Source organism: Methylobacterium sp. CM6247 (assembly GCF_054817925.1).
Map to the genome: position 1 here is coordinate 939213 of NZ_JBTXKX010000003.1, position 15628 is coordinate 954840.

13 protein-coding genes are annotated in these 15628 nt (G+C 66.6%); 5 read left to right on the top strand and 8 right to left on the bottom strand.

Annotated features, from left to right (window positions below; translation table 11 throughout):
- Positions 1-131 precede the first annotated feature (131 nt).
- The gene (locus tag ACYQOP_RS05270) at positions 132-854 is read left to right on the top strand and encodes a sulfite exporter TauE/SafE family protein (RefSeq protein WP_461221530.1); all 723 of its coding nucleotides are present in this window, start codon (positions 132-134) and stop codon (positions 852-854) included.
- 130 nt (positions 855-984) lie between these two features.
- On the opposite strand, the gene ACYQOP_RS05275 is transcribed toward ACYQOP_RS05270, so the two are convergent.
- Complete coding sequence (locus ACYQOP_RS05275) at positions 985-2328, bottom strand: dicarboxylate/amino acid:cation symporter (protein WP_056428498.1); 1344 nt, start codon at positions 2326-2328, stop codon at positions 985-987.
- A gap of 314 nt (positions 2329-2642) precedes the next feature.
- Between ACYQOP_RS05275 and ACYQOP_RS05280 the strand changes: the two genes are divergently transcribed.
- Both ACYQOP_RS05280 and ACYQOP_RS05285 read left to right on the top strand, forming a co-directional pair.
- Entirely contained in the window at positions 2643-4520 is a 1878-nt protein-coding gene (locus ACYQOP_RS05280; protein WP_461221532.1) for a sensor histidine kinase, read from the top strand.
- Complete coding sequence (locus ACYQOP_RS05285; protein WP_461221534.1) at positions 4517-5875, top strand: sigma-54-dependent transcriptional regulator; 1359 nt, start codon at positions 4517-4519, stop codon at positions 5873-5875. The genes ACYQOP_RS05280 and ACYQOP_RS05285 overlap by 4 nt, the downstream gene beginning before the upstream one ends.
- A gap of 19 nt (positions 5876-5894) precedes the next feature.
- Here ACYQOP_RS05285 and ACYQOP_RS05290 read toward each other — a convergent pair whose 3' ends face one another.
- The 3 genes from ACYQOP_RS05290 to ACYQOP_RS05300 form a co-directional block, all read right to left on the bottom strand.
- A complete protein-coding gene (locus ACYQOP_RS05290) occupies positions 5895-6377 on the bottom strand; it encodes a lysozyme inhibitor LprI family protein (protein WP_461221536.1) in 483 nt (160 codons plus the stop codon).
- 45 nt (positions 6378-6422) lie between these two features.
- Complete coding sequence (locus ACYQOP_RS05295) at positions 6423-6674, bottom strand: hypothetical protein (RefSeq protein ID WP_056428507.1); 252 nt, start codon at positions 6672-6674, stop codon at positions 6423-6425.
- Between the two features lie 112 nt (positions 6675-6786).
- Positions 6787-7110, bottom strand: a complete 324-nt coding sequence (locus tag ACYQOP_RS05300; RefSeq protein ID WP_056428511.1) for a YbjQ family protein — start codon at positions 7108-7110, stop codon at positions 6787-6789.
- 265 nt (positions 7111-7375) lie between these two features.
- On the opposite strand from ACYQOP_RS05300, the gene ACYQOP_RS05305 reads away from it, so the two are divergent.
- Positions 7376-7813 carry a DMT family transporter gene (locus tag ACYQOP_RS05305; RefSeq protein WP_461221538.1) on the top strand — a complete coding sequence of 146 codons (438 nt, stop codon included), beginning with the start codon at positions 7376-7378 and terminating at the stop codon, positions 7811-7813.
- Between the two features lie 52 nt (positions 7814-7865).
- The gene (locus ACYQOP_RS05310) at positions 7866-9065 is read left to right on the top strand and encodes a serine hydrolase domain-containing protein (protein WP_461221539.1); all 1200 of its coding nucleotides are present in this window, start codon (positions 7866-7868) and stop codon (positions 9063-9065) included.
- 659 nt (positions 9066-9724) lie between these two features.
- On the opposite strand, the gene ACYQOP_RS05315 is transcribed toward ACYQOP_RS05310, so the two are convergent.
- The 4 genes from ACYQOP_RS05315 to ACYQOP_RS05330 form a co-directional block, all read right to left on the bottom strand.
- Complete coding sequence (locus tag ACYQOP_RS05315; protein WP_461225200.1) at positions 9725-11398, bottom strand: methyl-accepting chemotaxis protein; 1674 nt, start codon at positions 11396-11398, stop codon at positions 9725-9727.
- A gap of 711 nt (positions 11399-12109) precedes the next feature.
- Positions 12110-13648, bottom strand: a complete 1539-nt coding sequence (locus tag ACYQOP_RS05320) for an HdeD family acid-resistance protein (protein ID WP_461221541.1) — start codon at positions 13646-13648, stop codon at positions 12110-12112.
- Positions 13649-14157: 509 nt separating this feature from the next.
- Positions 14158-15063 (bottom strand): NAD(P)/FAD-dependent oxidoreductase, encoded by a 906-nt coding sequence (locus tag ACYQOP_RS05325; protein WP_461221543.1) that lies wholly within the window; start codon positions 15061-15063, stop codon positions 14158-14160.
- A complete protein-coding gene (locus tag ACYQOP_RS05330; protein ID WP_056428528.1) occupies positions 15053-15517 on the bottom strand; it encodes an RrF2 family transcriptional regulator in 465 nt (154 codons plus the stop codon). The genes ACYQOP_RS05325 and ACYQOP_RS05330 overlap by 11 nt, the downstream gene beginning before the upstream one ends.
- Positions 15518-15628 lie beyond the last annotated feature (111 nt).

Sequence of the window (15628 nt, forward strand, 5' to 3'; positions counted from 1 at the left end):
AGGCAGGGGAACATTCGCTGGCGGGAAAGTGATCCGAGCCGGCCTCCGTCGGCACAGGCTCGCAGGCCGAGATTATCCAACGTCAGGCATTGCCCCTAGGGACTTCCGGTTCGACCGGGCACAATCGGCCGATGGGTCTGCTTCTCATCCTCTCCATCGGCCTCGTAGCGGGCGTCGTCAGCGGCATCATCGGTACCGGCTCCTCGATCATGCTGGTGCCGGTGCTCGCGTATGTCTACGGGCCCAAGGAAGCCATCCCGATCATGGCGGTCGCAGCCGTGATGGCGAACCTCTCCCGCATCCTGGCATGGTGGCGAGAGGTCGACTGGCGGGCCGTCGCCGCTTATGCGGCGACTGGAATTCCGGCGGCCATGCTCGGCGCCCGCACGATGCTGGTCCTGCCGCCGCGTGCCGTCGATCTGGCGATCGGCGCGTTCCTTCTGGCGATGATCCCCGGACGCCGCTGGCTGGCCGACCGCCTCGTCAGAGTGCGGCTCCCCCACCTGGCTGTTGCAGGAGCAGTTATCGGCTTCCTGACCGGCATCGTCGCCTCGACCGGCCCGGCCTCGGTTCCGGTCTTCATCGGCTACGGCCTGACCAAGGGTGCGTTCATCGGCACGGAGGCCGCTGCGTCGCTGGCAATCTACCTCACCAAGACCCTGACCTTTCAGGGAACCGGCGCATTGCCGGCCGCGGATTTCGTCAGAGGCCTTGCCGTGGGCGCGGCTCTCATGGTGGGGGCGTTCGTGGCAAAGCCCTTCGTGCTTCGCCTCGCCCCGGAGACGTTCCGGTTCATGATGGACGGGCTTCTGGCGATCTCTGGCACGTGTCTCGTCTGGAATGGCCTCGGGTGACCCATCGCATCGAGGAGCCGAGGCCATGCTCGACGCGAAAGGGGCTGCCGGGCCATTGCGGTCCGGCAGCCCCTTTCGGATCGACTTCGAGCCGGCTGGATCGCCACCCGGCTCGAAGTCGGTACGGGTGTTACTCCGCAGCCTGGAGAACCGGCATCTCGGCTGCCAGAGGCATCGGGTTGCCGCCCAGCGCCGCCGCGAGTCTGACCTCGTCCACTTCACCTTCCCAGCGGGCGACCACGATGCAGGCCACGGCGTTGCCGATGAAGTTGGTGAGCGCGCGGCACTCGGACATGAACCGGTCGACGCCGAGGATCAGCGCCATGCCGACGACGGGCACCGAGGGCACCACCGCGAGGGTCGCCGCCAGGGTGATGAAGCCCGAACCGGTGACGCCGGCCGCGCCCTTGGAGGAGAGCATGGCCACGAGGAGCAGGAGGCCCTGCTCGCCATAGGTGAGCGGCGTGTCCGTGGCCTGCGCGATGAAGAGGGCCGCCATGGTCATGTAGATGTTGGTGCCGTCGAGGTTGAACGAGTAGCCGGTGGGGACCACGAGGCCGACGACGGGCTTCGAGCAGCCGGCGCGCTCCATCTTCTCGAGCAGCGAAGGCAGGGCCGACTCGGAGGACGAGGTGCCGAGCACCAGCATCAGCTCTTCCTTGATGTAGCGGATGAGCTTGATGATCGAGAAGCCGTTATAGCGGGCGACGAGGCCGAGCACGCCGAGCACGAAGATCGCCGAGGTCAGGTAGAAGGCGCCGACGAGGTAGGCGAGGTTGGCGAGCGAGGCGATGCCGTACTTGCCGATGGTGAAGGCCATGGCGCCGAAGGCACCGATGGGGGCGACCTTCATGATGATGTTGACGACGCCGAAGATGGCTTCCGACAGCACCTTGATGATGTCGAGCACCGGCTTGCCGCGATCGCCCAGGAAGGCGAGGCCGAAGCCGAACAGCACCGAGAAGAACAGGACCTGAAGGATCTCGCCGCCCGAGAACGCACCCACCGCCGTGGTCGGGATGATGTTCATGAGGAAGTCGGTGATCGACTGCGTCTTCGCCTTGTCGGCATACATCGCGATCGACTTCGGATCGAGGGTCTTCGGATCGATATGCATGCCCGCGCCCGGCTGGACGAGGTTCGCCACGATCAGGCCGACGATGAGGGCCAGCGTCGAGAAGGTGATGAAGTAGATGAGCGCCTTGCCGCCGACGCGGCCGACCTTCTCCAGGTTGGTCATGCCGGCGATGCCGGAGACGACCGTGAGGAAGATCACCGGCGCGATGATCATCTTGACGAGCTTGATGAAGGCATCGCCGAGCGGCTTCATGTCCGCGCCGACCTGCGGGTAGAAGTGGCCGAGGGTGATGCCGATCGCCACGGCGACCAGCACCTGGAAATACAGCGTGCGATAGAGTGGCTTCGGCTTTGCCGGCGCATGCGGCGCGGTCAGCGGAGACGGTATGGTGGCCATGGCGGGCTTCTCCCTGGAGATAGATAAAACTGGGTCGGATCGGTGCGCCGGTTCTGTCCGGGCACCGTCGTCTCTTGGTCTTGGCGTCGGGGCACTTGTCCCTTCGGCTTGCAGCCCTGCGAACAGCGCAGGCCTGCGTTTCGGTTTAGGAATGGCAACCCGCATGCCAGCTTGGGAACTCCTGAAATATTTCGTTAAGATGTTGATTTCAGACATATTTCTCTTGTCGGCGTGGTTCCCATTCGCGGCCCCAGTGCGAAATTCCGCACATAGCTGCCAAATTCCGTCCGTGAAATCGCACTGATGCGAAGCGCGTGAATCAGAATTCTTCTCTCCGCGGCGGAACCGAACCGCGATGGCGCGCGCGGTGGCATCGCACCCTCGTTCCGGTCGCCTGCCTGATCCTGGTTCTCGTTGGGGCATGGCTCGCTGGGCGGGCGGCCGAGCGCTGGGCGCTGACGGACCTTCGCCGTACGGCCCAGGCCGCCCTGGCGCTGCAGGTCAGCGCGTTGAGGGCCGAAATGCAGAAGCAGGCCTCGCTTCCGCTGGCCCTGGCCGCGGATCCTGAGATCGCAGCAGTCGCGGGTCCTGAGCCGGGGCAGCCCTTGGTCACCAAGGTCAACAGACGGCTCGCTCAGATCGCGGCGGCCACGGGCGCGGCGGTGATCTACGTCATCCGCTCCGATGGGATCACGGTAGCTGCGAGCAATGCAGGGTCGGAGCGCAGCTTTCTCGGCCGGGACTATGCTTTCAGGCCCTACTTTCGGCAGGCGATGAACGGCGGCGCCGGATCGCAATTCGCCCTGGGTACGGTGAGCGGCCGGGCGGGCCTCTACCTCTCGCGGCGGATCGACGAATCCGGCGGCGTGGTGGTGGTGAAGATCGAATTCCACGACGTCGAGGCCGCGTGGCGGCAATCGGGGGATGGGGTGTTCGTGGCGGATGCAAGGGGCATCGTCCTCGTGGCGAGTGATCCCACGTGGAACTTCGCGACTCTCCGCGAGGTCGGCGAGGACGAGCGAAAGCGCATCCGCGCGGCGCTGGAATTCGGCGACGCCCCGCTCACGGCGCTTCCGCTCCACCCCGTCGGGGGGATGCAAGATCTCGTCCGCGTCGGGCAGGGGTCGCGGCCGGCGCGAACCGCCCTGGCCCTCGACGCCCCCATTCCGGGCACCGACTGGCGGCTCCATACCCTGACGCCGGTGGGTTCTGCCGTGGACCGCGAGCGGGTGCAGGCCTGGATCATCGCCGCCCTCGGCACCGGGCTGGCCTGTATCGGGATCGCGACCGTGGCGGGCCGCCGGCGACGGACACGCCAGCGCCTCGCTCAAGCCGCGACGCGCCGGGAAGAGTTGGAGAGGAGCGTCCGTGAGCGGACGATGGAACTCACCGACGCTAACAGGATGCTGCGGCTGGAAATCGAAGAGCGACGGAGGGCGGAGGAGGAGCGACGGCAGGCGGAAGCCGAGCGCGAACGCCTCGGCCGAGAACTCGCTCAGGCCGGGCGGCTCGCGGCCTTGGGCCAGTTCGCCGCCAGCATGGCGCACGAGATCAATCAGCCGCTGGCCGCCATCCGCTCCTACGCCGACAACGCGGCGATCCTGGTCCGACGGGGCCGGGGTGAGGAAGCGGCGGAGAATGCCTTCGCCATCGGTCGCCTCACCGACCGCATCGGCGGCCTGACGCGGCAGCTCAAGGGTTTCGCCCGGCGTTCATCACCCCGGCGCGAGCCCGTGCCCCTCGCCGATATCCTCGCCAACAGCCTGGAACTGGTGGACGCACGGGCGAAAGCGGCCGGGATCGCGCTCTTGGCGGAGACGCCGCCCCCTGGCCTCTGCGTCCCCGGTGACGGGCCGCGCCTCGAGCAGGTCGTGGTCAACCTGCTCCAGAACGCCCTCGACGCGTCGGCGGGGAGCACCGATCCACGGGTCTCCATCCTGGTGCGGGACGTGCCTGAGAATCGCGTGGCGATCGAGGTGCGCGATACCGGGCCGGGCTTGCCTGAGGCCATTCGGGCCCAACTCTTCGACGCCTTCTTCACCACCAAGTCCGATGGGCTCGGGCTCGGGCTCGCCATCGCCCGCGGAATCGTCGAGGATTGCGGCGGCAGCCTGAACGCCCTGGACGATCCGGCCGGCGGGGCGGTGTTCCGGATGGAACTGGCCAAAGCCCCCGTGGAGACGACACCGTGAGCGTTGAAGAGGGTGCGGGCGGGTCGGCCGAACGGGTCGTCTTCATCGACGACGAGGCGGATGTCTGCCGCGCCAACCGCCAGAGCCTTGAGCTCGATGGGTTCACGGTGGAGACCTTCGGGGCCGCCGGACCGGCGCTGGCCGCCATCCTCGCCGATCCGCCCGGCCTTGTGGTTACCGACGTGCGCCTGCCCGATCTCGACGGCATCGCTCTGTTCGGGCGGATCAAGGCCATCGATGCGGAACTGCCGGTCATCCTGATCACCGGGCATGGCGACATCCGCATGGCGGTGAGTGCCATGCGCGACGGGGCCTACGATTTCCTGTCCAAACCCTATCCGGCCGAATCTCTCGTCGCCTCGGCGCGCCGCGCTCTGGAACGGCGCCGGCTCGTCCTCGAGAACCGCACCCTGCGCGCCCGGCTGGACGCGGCGGTGGAGGAGGACCCGGCCTTCCTCGGCATTTCCCCGGAGATGGTGCGCCTGCGCCGTCTCGTGCGGGATGTCGCCGATGCCGATGTGGACGTTCTCGTCTTCGGCGAGACCGGCTCGGGCAAGGAGGTGGTGGCGAGCGCCCTGCACCGCTGGAGCCGGCGCGCGAGCCGGAACTTCGTGGCGATGAATTGCGGCGCGCTACCCGACAGCGTCGTCGAGAGCGAACTCTTCGGCCATGAGGCCGGTGCCTTCACCGGCGCCCTCAAGCGCCGCGTCGGCCGGATCGAGCACGCTCAGGGCGGCACGCTGTTCCTCGACGAGATCGAGAGCATGCCATTGGGCCTGCAGGTGAAACTCCTGCGCGTCCTGCAGGAGCGGGCGGTGGAGCCGTTGGGCAGCAACGAGATCCGGGCCATCGACATGCGCGTGGTGGCCGCGACCAAGGTCGATCTCGGCCAGGCGGCGGCGCAGGGCACCTTCCGCGACGACCTCTACCACCGCCTCAACGTCATCACGATCGCGATTCCGCCCCTGCGCGAGCGGCGCGAGGACGTGATGCTGCTGTTCCAGGAGTTTCTCACCCGCGCCGCTTTGCGCTTCGGCCGCGAGCCCGCGCCGATCACGCCGGCCGTGCGGGAGCACCTGCGCCGGCACGACTGGCCCGGCAACGTGCGCGAGCTCGGCCATTTCGCCGAGCGTCACGCCCTCGGCCTCGGCCAGCACGACGCGCCCTCACCGGAGGCCGCCAGCACCGGAACCCTGGCCGAGCAGGTCGACCGGTTCGAGCGGGGCCTGATCCGCGAGGAGCTGATCATGGCCGGCGGCGACGTCCGCATCGCCGCCGAATCCCTCGGCACGCCGCGCAAGACCCTCTACGACAAGATGGCCCGGCACGGCCTCACGCCCACCGATTATCGCTGAGCGAAAGGTCGGCCCGGATTCAGTGAAGCGGGTAGCGGCTCAGGATGTCGCCAGTCCGCTGGACGGTCTTGTCATAGAGGCACGCGTAGGTCGCCGTTGTGGTCCCGCTGCCGCTGTTCCACTCGCTGACGATCAGAGCCCCGCAATCGGCGTCGCGAAACGCGATCCAGGCACGCTGCGCCGCGGCGAGTTGCGCCTTCCACTCCGTCTTGGCCTTGGCATCCTTGCCGCTATCGTCCGCGTCGATCACCGAGAGCGCCTTCCGGTAGGCTGCGTTCAGCGCCTTGTCGGCGCCCTCCAGGGCTTTCCCCATGCATTCCACCGTCTCGGGAGTGGAGTTCTCGGTCGTACAGAGCTTCTCCGAGGGCTGCGCGGCGGACACGGCCGTCGCCGAACCTGCGAGCGCCAGTAGCACGGCGAAGACCAGAAAGCCGGAGCGACGGCTCGTCTCCCGCCCGCCAAGGAGCTCTTGGCCATGCATCGTCATGCTGCGGAGATCCATCGGAAGGGAACGGGAGGCGGCCGGAATCACGGGAAGCGTGCGGTGTCAGAAACGGCGCTCCTTGCGGTCCGGGTTCGGGCCGGTGGTGTGATAGCTGGCCATGCAGGCGTGATAGATCTGCGAACCGAGGTCGTAGAGGCTGAGATTGCTCGGGTTGGCGGCGCTGAACACCTGCGCCCTGGCCTGCTCGCGGCAGGCGGCGTCCTGCGGGCTCTGGATCGGCGGCTCGTTCACCTGCTGGGCAAGGGCGGCACCCGTGAGGGCGATGAAGAGACATGCGGTCAGGGTCGTGCGCATCGTGTCGGATTCCGTCGTGGGAGAAGAGGAACGTGATGGGGCCTCACCGCCAGAAACCCGAGGTTTGTCAAGGCGATAGGGGTGAGCGTCCCGACCTGCCGGGATGCGGTGGTCAGGCGTTGCGCTCGACGATGGCGGCGGTGCCGTAGGCGACGACCTCCATCATGTTCTGGTCGGTTTCGGAGGAGTCGAACCGCATCGTCAGGACGGCGTTCGCGCCGAGCTGAGCCGCGTTCTGCGCCATGCGGTCGATGGCCTGGCCGCGCGCTTCCTCGATCAAACGGCTGTATTCGCCGACTTCGCCCCCGACGAGGGAGCGCAGGCCGGCACTGAAATTTCCGACCGCGCCCCGGCTGCGGACCACGGCGCCGAAACAGGGGCCTCGCACTTCGCGGACCGTACAACCCGGAATGGTTTCGGTGGTGACGATGATCATGCCGGAACGCTCCTCACGGATTCTCCCGTCCCGGAAGGCCAGGGAGAATCGCGCGCAGTCTGTGACCAATCTGTGCCGTGAGACCCCGAGCGGAGCAAGACGCGATCGACGGGCAGACTTTCCAATTCGGCGCGGGCCGCCCGGACCAGTTGTGCCAAAACGGCAGACCGTCACCGCCACGCGCACCCGGTTTCGACCGCCATCGGACGGGCCTTCGTGCGCCATCCGACACGCGAAATTAACGGCCCCCGTGGTTTTGAAATCCGTGGCCGTACCGCGCGATTCCGCCGCCGGCCTCGGACATGACGCGGACATCGCCATGGGATGGCCACGGATTCCGCTTTCAGCCTGCCCCCGCACGGACGCCTCGCAGATGAACCCCTACCTCCTCCTTGCCTTCGCCATCAGCGCCGAGGTGACGGCGACCCTCGCCCTCAAGGCCGCCGACGGCCTGACCAAGCCGCTGCCGACCATCGTCGTGGTGCTGGGCTACGGCACGGCGTTCTGGCTGATGTCGAACAGCATGAACATGCTGCCGATCGGGATCGTCTACGCGATCTGGGCCGGGGTCGGCATGGTCGGCGCGGCGGTCGGCGGCGCGCTCCTGTTCCAGGAGCCGATCACCCTGCCGATGATGATCGGGATCGCGGTGATCGCCGTCGGGGTGACGATCCTCGCCTCGGGCCAGACCGCGCCTCACTGAAGGACAGGGCTCCGCCGGCGGCCGGGGCCGGCCAAGAGGTGTACCGAGCGTCATGTCGAGATTGCACCGCCTCCGGCCCCGCTTCCGTCGCCCTTGGCTCGCCGGGACGCTGATCTGCGCCCTGGTGCTCGGCGGACTCGGCTTGGCCATCGGGCCGCTGCTCGGCGTGCCGAACCCGGTCACCCTGGCCGCCCTCGCCATCGTCGAGCCCTCCTCCGTCGGCACCTGGTTCGCGAGCCGCCCGGTGGCGGCCGGGCCCTCGTCCCGCGCCCTGCCCGCCCGGCCGCGCGCGATTCTCGGCCATGCCCCCTGGAAGGGACACAATGTTCCCCTGGCGCAGATGCTGGAGGCGACCCATACCAACGCCCTGCTGGTGACCCAGGACGGCGTCCTCGTCCATGAATGGTACCGCCCCGGTTCGGGCCAGGCGACGCTGTTCCCGTCCTGGTCGGTGGCGAAATCGGTGGTCTCGCTGCTGGTCGGACAGACGATCGCCGAGGGCAAGCTCGCCGAGACGGACCACGTGGCGACCCTGCTGCCGTATCTGCGGCACGAGCCGGCCTTCGGCCGCATCACCGTCCGCGACCTCCTCGACATGACGAGCGGACTCGCGGTGCCGGAGAATTACGACCCGTGGAACCCCCTGGTGGGGACCGCCGGCATGTACCTCACCCGCGACATCCGCGATTTCGTGCGCGACCACGCCACCCTGTCGTCGAAGCCCGGCAGCACGGGCCAATACCGTAGCATCGACACCGAGATCCTCGGCCTGATCCTCGCGGAGGTTCAGAAGAAGCCCCTGGCCGACCTTCTCTCGGACGCGATCTGGAAGCCCATGGGCGCGGAGGCGAACGCGACCTGGAATCTCGACCGGCCGGGGGGAACGGAGAAGGCCTTCTGCTGCATCAACGCCGTGGCGCGGGACTTCGCCCGCCTGGGGCTGATGGTGGCCGACCATGGCCGCGTCGGCGGCACGAACATCGTTCCCCCGCGCTGGATCGAGCGGATCGAGACCCCGGCCCGCAGGGATGTCGACGGCTGGCCCTACTCTGCGCAATGGTGGCACGTGCCAGAGGGCGACGACGACATCTCCGCCATCGGCGTCTATGGCCAGTACATCTACATCAACCGCCAGACCGGCACCGTGATCGTCAAGCTCAGCGATCACGGCGCCGAGCAGGACGAAGAGGACACGCTGGCGGTGATGCTGGCGATCTCCCGCGCGCTGGCCGCGTCCCGCCCGGCGCGCTGAGGCGAAGGGCCGGGCGGCGGGACCACACAGCTCTCCCTGTCATCCGAGCCAAGGGTATAGGCCGATGATGCGCAATCTCAGTTGTTCGGCATGGACTTGCACAGACGCATCTTCAGCCTCGATGCCTATGCCGAGAAGTTGTTTTAATTTGCCTGTCCAGGATCTTAACCTCATCCTGAGGTGCCGCGTAGCGGCCTCGAAGGAGGCATCCAGGGAGCGCTTTGGTGTCTGGAGGGCTCCTTCGAGGCCCGCTGACGCGGGCGCCTCAGGATGAGGTAAAGCCTTGGAACAACAACCTGAACCGGGCTACATCGATCTAGTGGGGAACATCTGACGTTTGGTGCCCGCTACCGGGGGCTGCTTTCGACCCGTTGCCGGCTCGGGAAAGGGCTGCGTCCAGGCAGTTTGGTGAAACCGAGGGGTAAGCCGCGCTGGGTGACTGTCAGACCGTCGGCTTTTGGGATGGCGATACGGAAACACTTTCTCGTGGTGCATTGTCCATTTCACCCAGGACAATACAGTCCAAGAAAAGGACTAGAATGGCATCTCCTGCAGGTCTGGAGCTGCGCCCGACCACGTTGGGTCGGGGCACATCTCCAGGCCTTTGTTCTGCCGCGCTCTATTTCGCCGAACCGGCATCCACTTCGGCGGAGAGCGCTCTAGGCGGCACGCACCGTCGTTAGGAAGCGCTGCACTTCGGCCGAGAGGTGCTCGGATTGGCGTGACAGCTCCGAGGCCGAGCCGAGCACTTGGCCGGCCGCCGCCTCGGCTTCCTGAGAGGCCTGCGCCACACCGGAGATGTTGCTCGTCACCTCAAATGTTCCGGTGGAAGCCTCTGCCACGTTGCGCACGATTTCTTGGGTGGCGGCGCCCTGCTGCTCCACTGCGGACGCGATGGTCGTGGCGACCATGTTGATTTCGGCAATGCGAGCGGTAATCGAGCCGATGGCGTCGACGGCCTGACTGGTGGCGCCCTGGATGTGGCTGATTTGCTCACCGATCTCACTGGTGGCGCGGGCGGTCTGGTTAGCGAGTTCCTTCACCTCCGACGCCACGACGGCAAAGCCCCGTCCGGCCTCGCCGGCCCTGGCCGCCTCAATGGTAGCGTTAAGCGCCAGAAGGTTGGTCTGGCCCGCGATGGTGGAAATGAGCTGCACCACGTCGCCTATTCGGGCCACGGCTGTGCTGAGTTCCTGGACGAGCGCAGCGGTCCGGTCGGCTTCGCCCACCGCCCGTTGTGCCAGATCCGACGAGCCTGAGACCTGACGGCCGATCTCCTGAACCGACACCCCCAGCTCCTCGGCCGCCGAGGCGACGGTATTGACGTTGACGGCCGCTTCCTCCGCCGCTGCGGCGACGGTGGCAGACTGGGCGGCCGTTTGGGCGGCCGTCGAAGTCAACTGCTGCGCCGTCGCCTGCAACTCCGTCGCGGAGGATGACACCGCGTCGATGATTCCGCCAACTGCTGTCTCGAAGGCATCAGCCATCTGGCGCATGCCGACCTTGCGCTGCCCCTCAGCCGCCAAGCGCGCATTGGCCGTCTCCGCTTCGAGTTGGCGGGTGCGCAGGAGATTGTCTTTAAACACCTGCACGGAGGCCGCCATATCGCCGATCTCGTCACTGCGGCCGAGACTCGGAACAGGCTGCTCTACATCGCCGCCTGCAAGACAGCGCATCATCTTGGTGATCGCCGAGAGCGGTGCGAGAACGCCCCGCATGGTAATTACCAGTGAGAAGGCAGCAGCAAGGATGCCGAACACCAGAACACCGAGCCTAACTTCCAGTGCAATTGCATAGGTTGCAGCGGCTTGCTCGTAAACCTCTTTCGCTTGGGCCTCCTGAATCTCGCTCAACTGTACGATCAAGAATGAGACGGGATCGATCGCTTTATACAATTCCCCTTTTATATAACTTTCTAATTCGACCTGGCTCTTGCTGCCAAAAATATTAAGAAGCCTATTAATGCTTGTATCAGCGACTGCCATTGCGGTCTTGGCCTTGTTGGCCAGAGCTGTTTCACGTTCGTCCATCTTCGTCGCAGCGAAGGAAGACCATCTTTTTGCGATGATGGCCTGCGCGTCCGTGACGACCTTAATTCCCTCGGACCAAGAACGTTCGCCGCTCCGAACCTTATGTGAAGTGTCGACGATGTCGATAGCATATCTATCAGAAATCCCCTTCAAATCACGCAATGGTACGACGCGGTCAATAAAAACCGTCTCCATACCTTTCTCGGCCGTGTTAGTAGCAATAAGACCTAGCGCGGCAGTCATGAAAAGGGCGATGAGTAGCCCAAAAATTGCAACGAGCAATCGAGATCGAACGGTTTTCATCTGAATATCCAAATATAGATGCGATCCGCGCTCATTAACACATCAAGCTTAAATTTGTGTTGCCTGGTTTTTATATGAATAGTTCAGTGAAATGGAATCCTAGTCTGCTCCCCCCTGATTGCCGTGCCGCTTGTTGGAGCGCGACATGCTCTCCGAGGCTTTCGGGCGTGCAGCAGGTGCGCTTGCGCCAACGTTTTATCAGTCAACATCAGAACGATGACCGCATACTGGCATGACCCAAAACCGCTGGAACGTTGTTGAAGGGTTAGAGGCAGAACGTCCGCTTCGGGGCGACGGTTCAAGGTCTGCTCCCCACTCATCTCGGACGCTCAGGACGGGTACCATCCGTCAGACTTCGACCACTCCATCAACGACATCCCGGAAAAACGCGGGAGCGCCGGCTCTATCCACCCGCCATCGTTGATCCGCGTCCTGATACGATACGGTTCGCCAGGACGTGTGCGTGAGAAAGGCCGGCGGCCGGTGCCATGGCGGCGGACGCCGTGGAGGTCGTCGAGCGGCAGGAATGGAACCCGGCCGTCGTCACCGACCGGCGGAAGCGGTTCTTGTCGCTCCGGCACGCTGAAACGGCGACGCTGTGGCTGGGTACCATGGGGATCTGCATATCCCCATCACGCCTAGGTCGCTCGAACCTTCCGGGTTCGGGTCGTCCCCATCGGATGTCAGACCGACCCACTGCCCTCCGCCGGCCTATGCCGCCGGGGAGCGCCGTCGGGCGAGGCTCCGCATCCGCGCCACCGCCTCGGCGCGCCAGTTGCGCAGGAGCCGCCGCTTCACGCCGTTCCAGCCGATCGCCTGGACCGGCGAGACGGGATCGATCAGGGCGCTGAGCGCCCGCGAATAATCGAGCACGAGACCCGGCGTCCATGTCATCGCGCCCGCACCGTTGCGCAGGAGCGCGGCCGCCCAGAATTCCGGGCTCATCGCCGCCTGGGCGAGGGTGCGCCACGGCTTGCCGTTCCGGTTGAACGCGCCCTCGACGGCGGCGTCGAGGGCACAGGCCACCGTCGTCGAGCAGTTCCGCGCGACGAGGTTGTAGGTCGTGTCGCGACGATAGGCGGCCCAGAAGCGCCTCAGGCGCGCGCCGTCGATTCCGTGGAGGGTGACCGTCACGGTGGCCTCGCACCAATCGTCCGCCTCCTCGCGGTAGCTCGGCAGGAAGCGGCCCGGCACGTCGTTTTCCGGGCCGGCGCGCAGGGTCGCGCGGAGATGGTCGGGCGAACGGTCGATCTCCACGGCGGGGTAATGGCTCACATAGAGCGCCCCCTCCTCGCCCGGCTCGCCGAGCTCCAGGGCGGCGTGGCCGGTGGAGATGTGGCCGTGCCCGTTCACCGAGATGACGTAGCGATGCACCAGGCGCTGCCGGACCGGGATCGACGCCGTTCCGGTCGGCGTCCAGACATGGACGGTCAGCGCTTCCGGGCCGGTCCCGGCCAAAGGCGGCTCAGGAACTAAGTGCGGCTCGGGAGCCAAGTTTTGTCCAGGCGCCACGGGAGGGCGCCGCAACCGCAGCCCGAGGATCGCCACCTTGATCCCACTCAGGATCAGGAAGGCGCCGATGCAGAACCCGACCGTGCCGGCATACCAGGTGGGCCAGGGTTGCAGCGTGACGATGCCGAGGGCGACTCCCAACAGCCCGTGCGCCGCCGACAGGCGCCAGCCCGGAAAGCGCAGCACATTCGAGAGCGCGAAGCGCGACAGGCCATCGAACAAAAAGGCGGCCCCGAACAGCATCGCGAGCAGGAACGTGCTCGCGGGCGAGGCCAGCATCGTCAGCACCGCCACCACGAGGAGGAGCACCGCCTTGAGGAGGCGCAGCCGACGCGCGGCGCCGGTGGCGACGAGGCCGCGGACGAACGAGCCCACCGCCTCGAACACGAGGAGGAGACCGAACCAGCGGTCGGGAATGTGGAGGGCCCCGTCGAAGGCGTCGATCACGAGCGCGAGGCCGAACGCCGTCCAGACGAGCCCCGCCCCCGTCACGATGCCCCACCGCTTGTGAACCGCGTCGCGCCCGACCAGCAGCAGCCAGAGCGGGAGCGCCATCTGGCGCGAGGGAGCCTCGGAGGCGGCGAGGAGATCGTCGACCGGGTTGCCGCTTCCCTTGCGCAGGGCAAGGCTGAGCACCCCCTGCTCCTTCGGGCTCAGCCGTTCCGGAACGGTGGCGCCATCGAGGGGGGACGCCTCCGTCGCGGAGCCGTCGTGGTATGGTTGAGGCCGTATGGTCACGGGTGATCGCCCCTCGGAACGCGACGTCTCCTACCCTCCAGAGGCCAGAACAAGGCAAAGGTTCGCTTAAGACCGCCGGATCGTCGCGGTGTTTTCCCAAACCGACCGCGTGTCCTCCACCGTGCAGCAAGCCCTTGGCGCGGCCACCACGCAGCAGAGCGACCGAGCGAGCGGACGACACGCGCCGCCCCGACCGGTCCCGCTCAGGACCTTTAGCTCCCCTCGGTTTCCCCGCAGCTCGGTTTCTCGGGGGCCATGACGATGGGCTGGCGTGAAGGGCCGGATCGATGCCCAGAGAGCGAAAAGCCCACATGCGGCGAACCAGGACCCACCCTTTGCGCTGAAAGCTCCTCGCCGAGAGGGTCTCTGGCTATCCACGCAATGGAGTGACCGTGTCGTTCTTTTCCAGTTTGGAACGGCGGTCTCCATGGCTGGCATGGGTCGGAACCCGTCCGTCCGCTCTACGGCGGGGTTGGGCGAAGAGCCAATGCGACAGCATCCGCACGGGGTCAGGCAGCCAGGCTTGCGAAGACGAGGGACTGGTGCACGGAAACGCCCGCCGTCACACCGTCCGCCACGGCCCAACTCACGCTATGGGGGGCGCGGGCGATGTCGCCCGCAGCATAGACACCCGCCACCGTCGTCAGTTTGCTGGAATCCGTGCGGATGACCGGACCGAACGGTCCCTCGTCCAGCGCGCAACCCAGACGTTCCGCGAGCGGGCTGTTCAAGCGTGAACGCGGTGCGAGATAGAGGGCATCGACCGCGACCGTTCGGCCGTCCACGAGCCGCACACCCGACAACGTATCGCCGTCGCCCGTGAGAGCGACCAGCGGAGCCGGCTCGATCTCGATGCCCCGTTGGACGAGCCGGGTATGCGTTGCCTCATCGGGCCTATCACCGCCGTTGAGGTAGAGCGTCGTCGGCCCCCATTCGGCGATCAGCAAAGCCTGGTGGGCGGACATCGGCGATACCGCGAGCACCCCCAGCTTCCGCTCCGCGAATTCATAGCCATGACAATAGGGGCAGTGGAGGACGCTCTTGCCCCAGCGCTCGGCAAGGCCGGGCAGGTCCGGCAGAACGTCCGAGATACCGTGAGCGAGGACGAGGCGGGCGGCGTGCAGGGTCTCTCCGCCCGCGAGGACGACGGTGAAGTCCTGGCCCGCGCGGGCGTCCACCACCTCTCCCGCCACGAACGTCACCTGAGGGTACCCCGCGAGCTGTGCGCGCGCCTGCGCGATCATCGCCCGGGGGTCGCTTCCGTCCTGACCGAAGAAGCCGTGGGAGGCCGCCGCGAAGCGGTTCCGCGGGTTGCCCGTATCGATCACGCAGACCGAGCGTCGCCCGCGGGCGATGTAGGTCGCCGCCGACAAGCCGGCGAAGCTGCCCCCCACGATGATCACGTCAAATGCCATGGGCCTGCTCCAGGGTGAGGGTGCCGCCCCGTGCGGCGAGACGGGCGTGGAAATCGGCACTGAGGGCCGCGAGGGTGACGCGGCCGAACTGCTCCAGCAGCAGCGCTTCGGCCTCGCGGAAGCCCGTATCGAGGGCGGCGTTCACGGCCTGCTCGACGAGGCAGCCCGGCGATTCCGTGCGGTTGCCGATGGCGAGGAGTGCGGGCGAACCGAGCGCGACGTAGATGTCGCGAAGGGTGATCTCGTGCAGTTCGCGCGCGATCGTCCAGCCACCACCGTGCCCGCGCTCGGACCGGACGAAGCCCGCCTCGCGCAGTCCGGCCATGATGCGGCGCACGACGACCGGATTGGTCTGCATGGCGGCGGCCAGCACCTCGGAGGTCACCGGGCCCGGCTCCTCGGCCATGTGGAGCAATACGTGGAGAATGCCGGACAGGCGGCTATCGCGTCTCATGTAGCAAACGATGTTACATAATAGGGCGCACGTCAACCCGGACGGGGCTTTGGTCCGTGAGGAATGGATTTCTGCCAACCTGCTTCCGGGCACGAAACGCCCTCGGCGGGC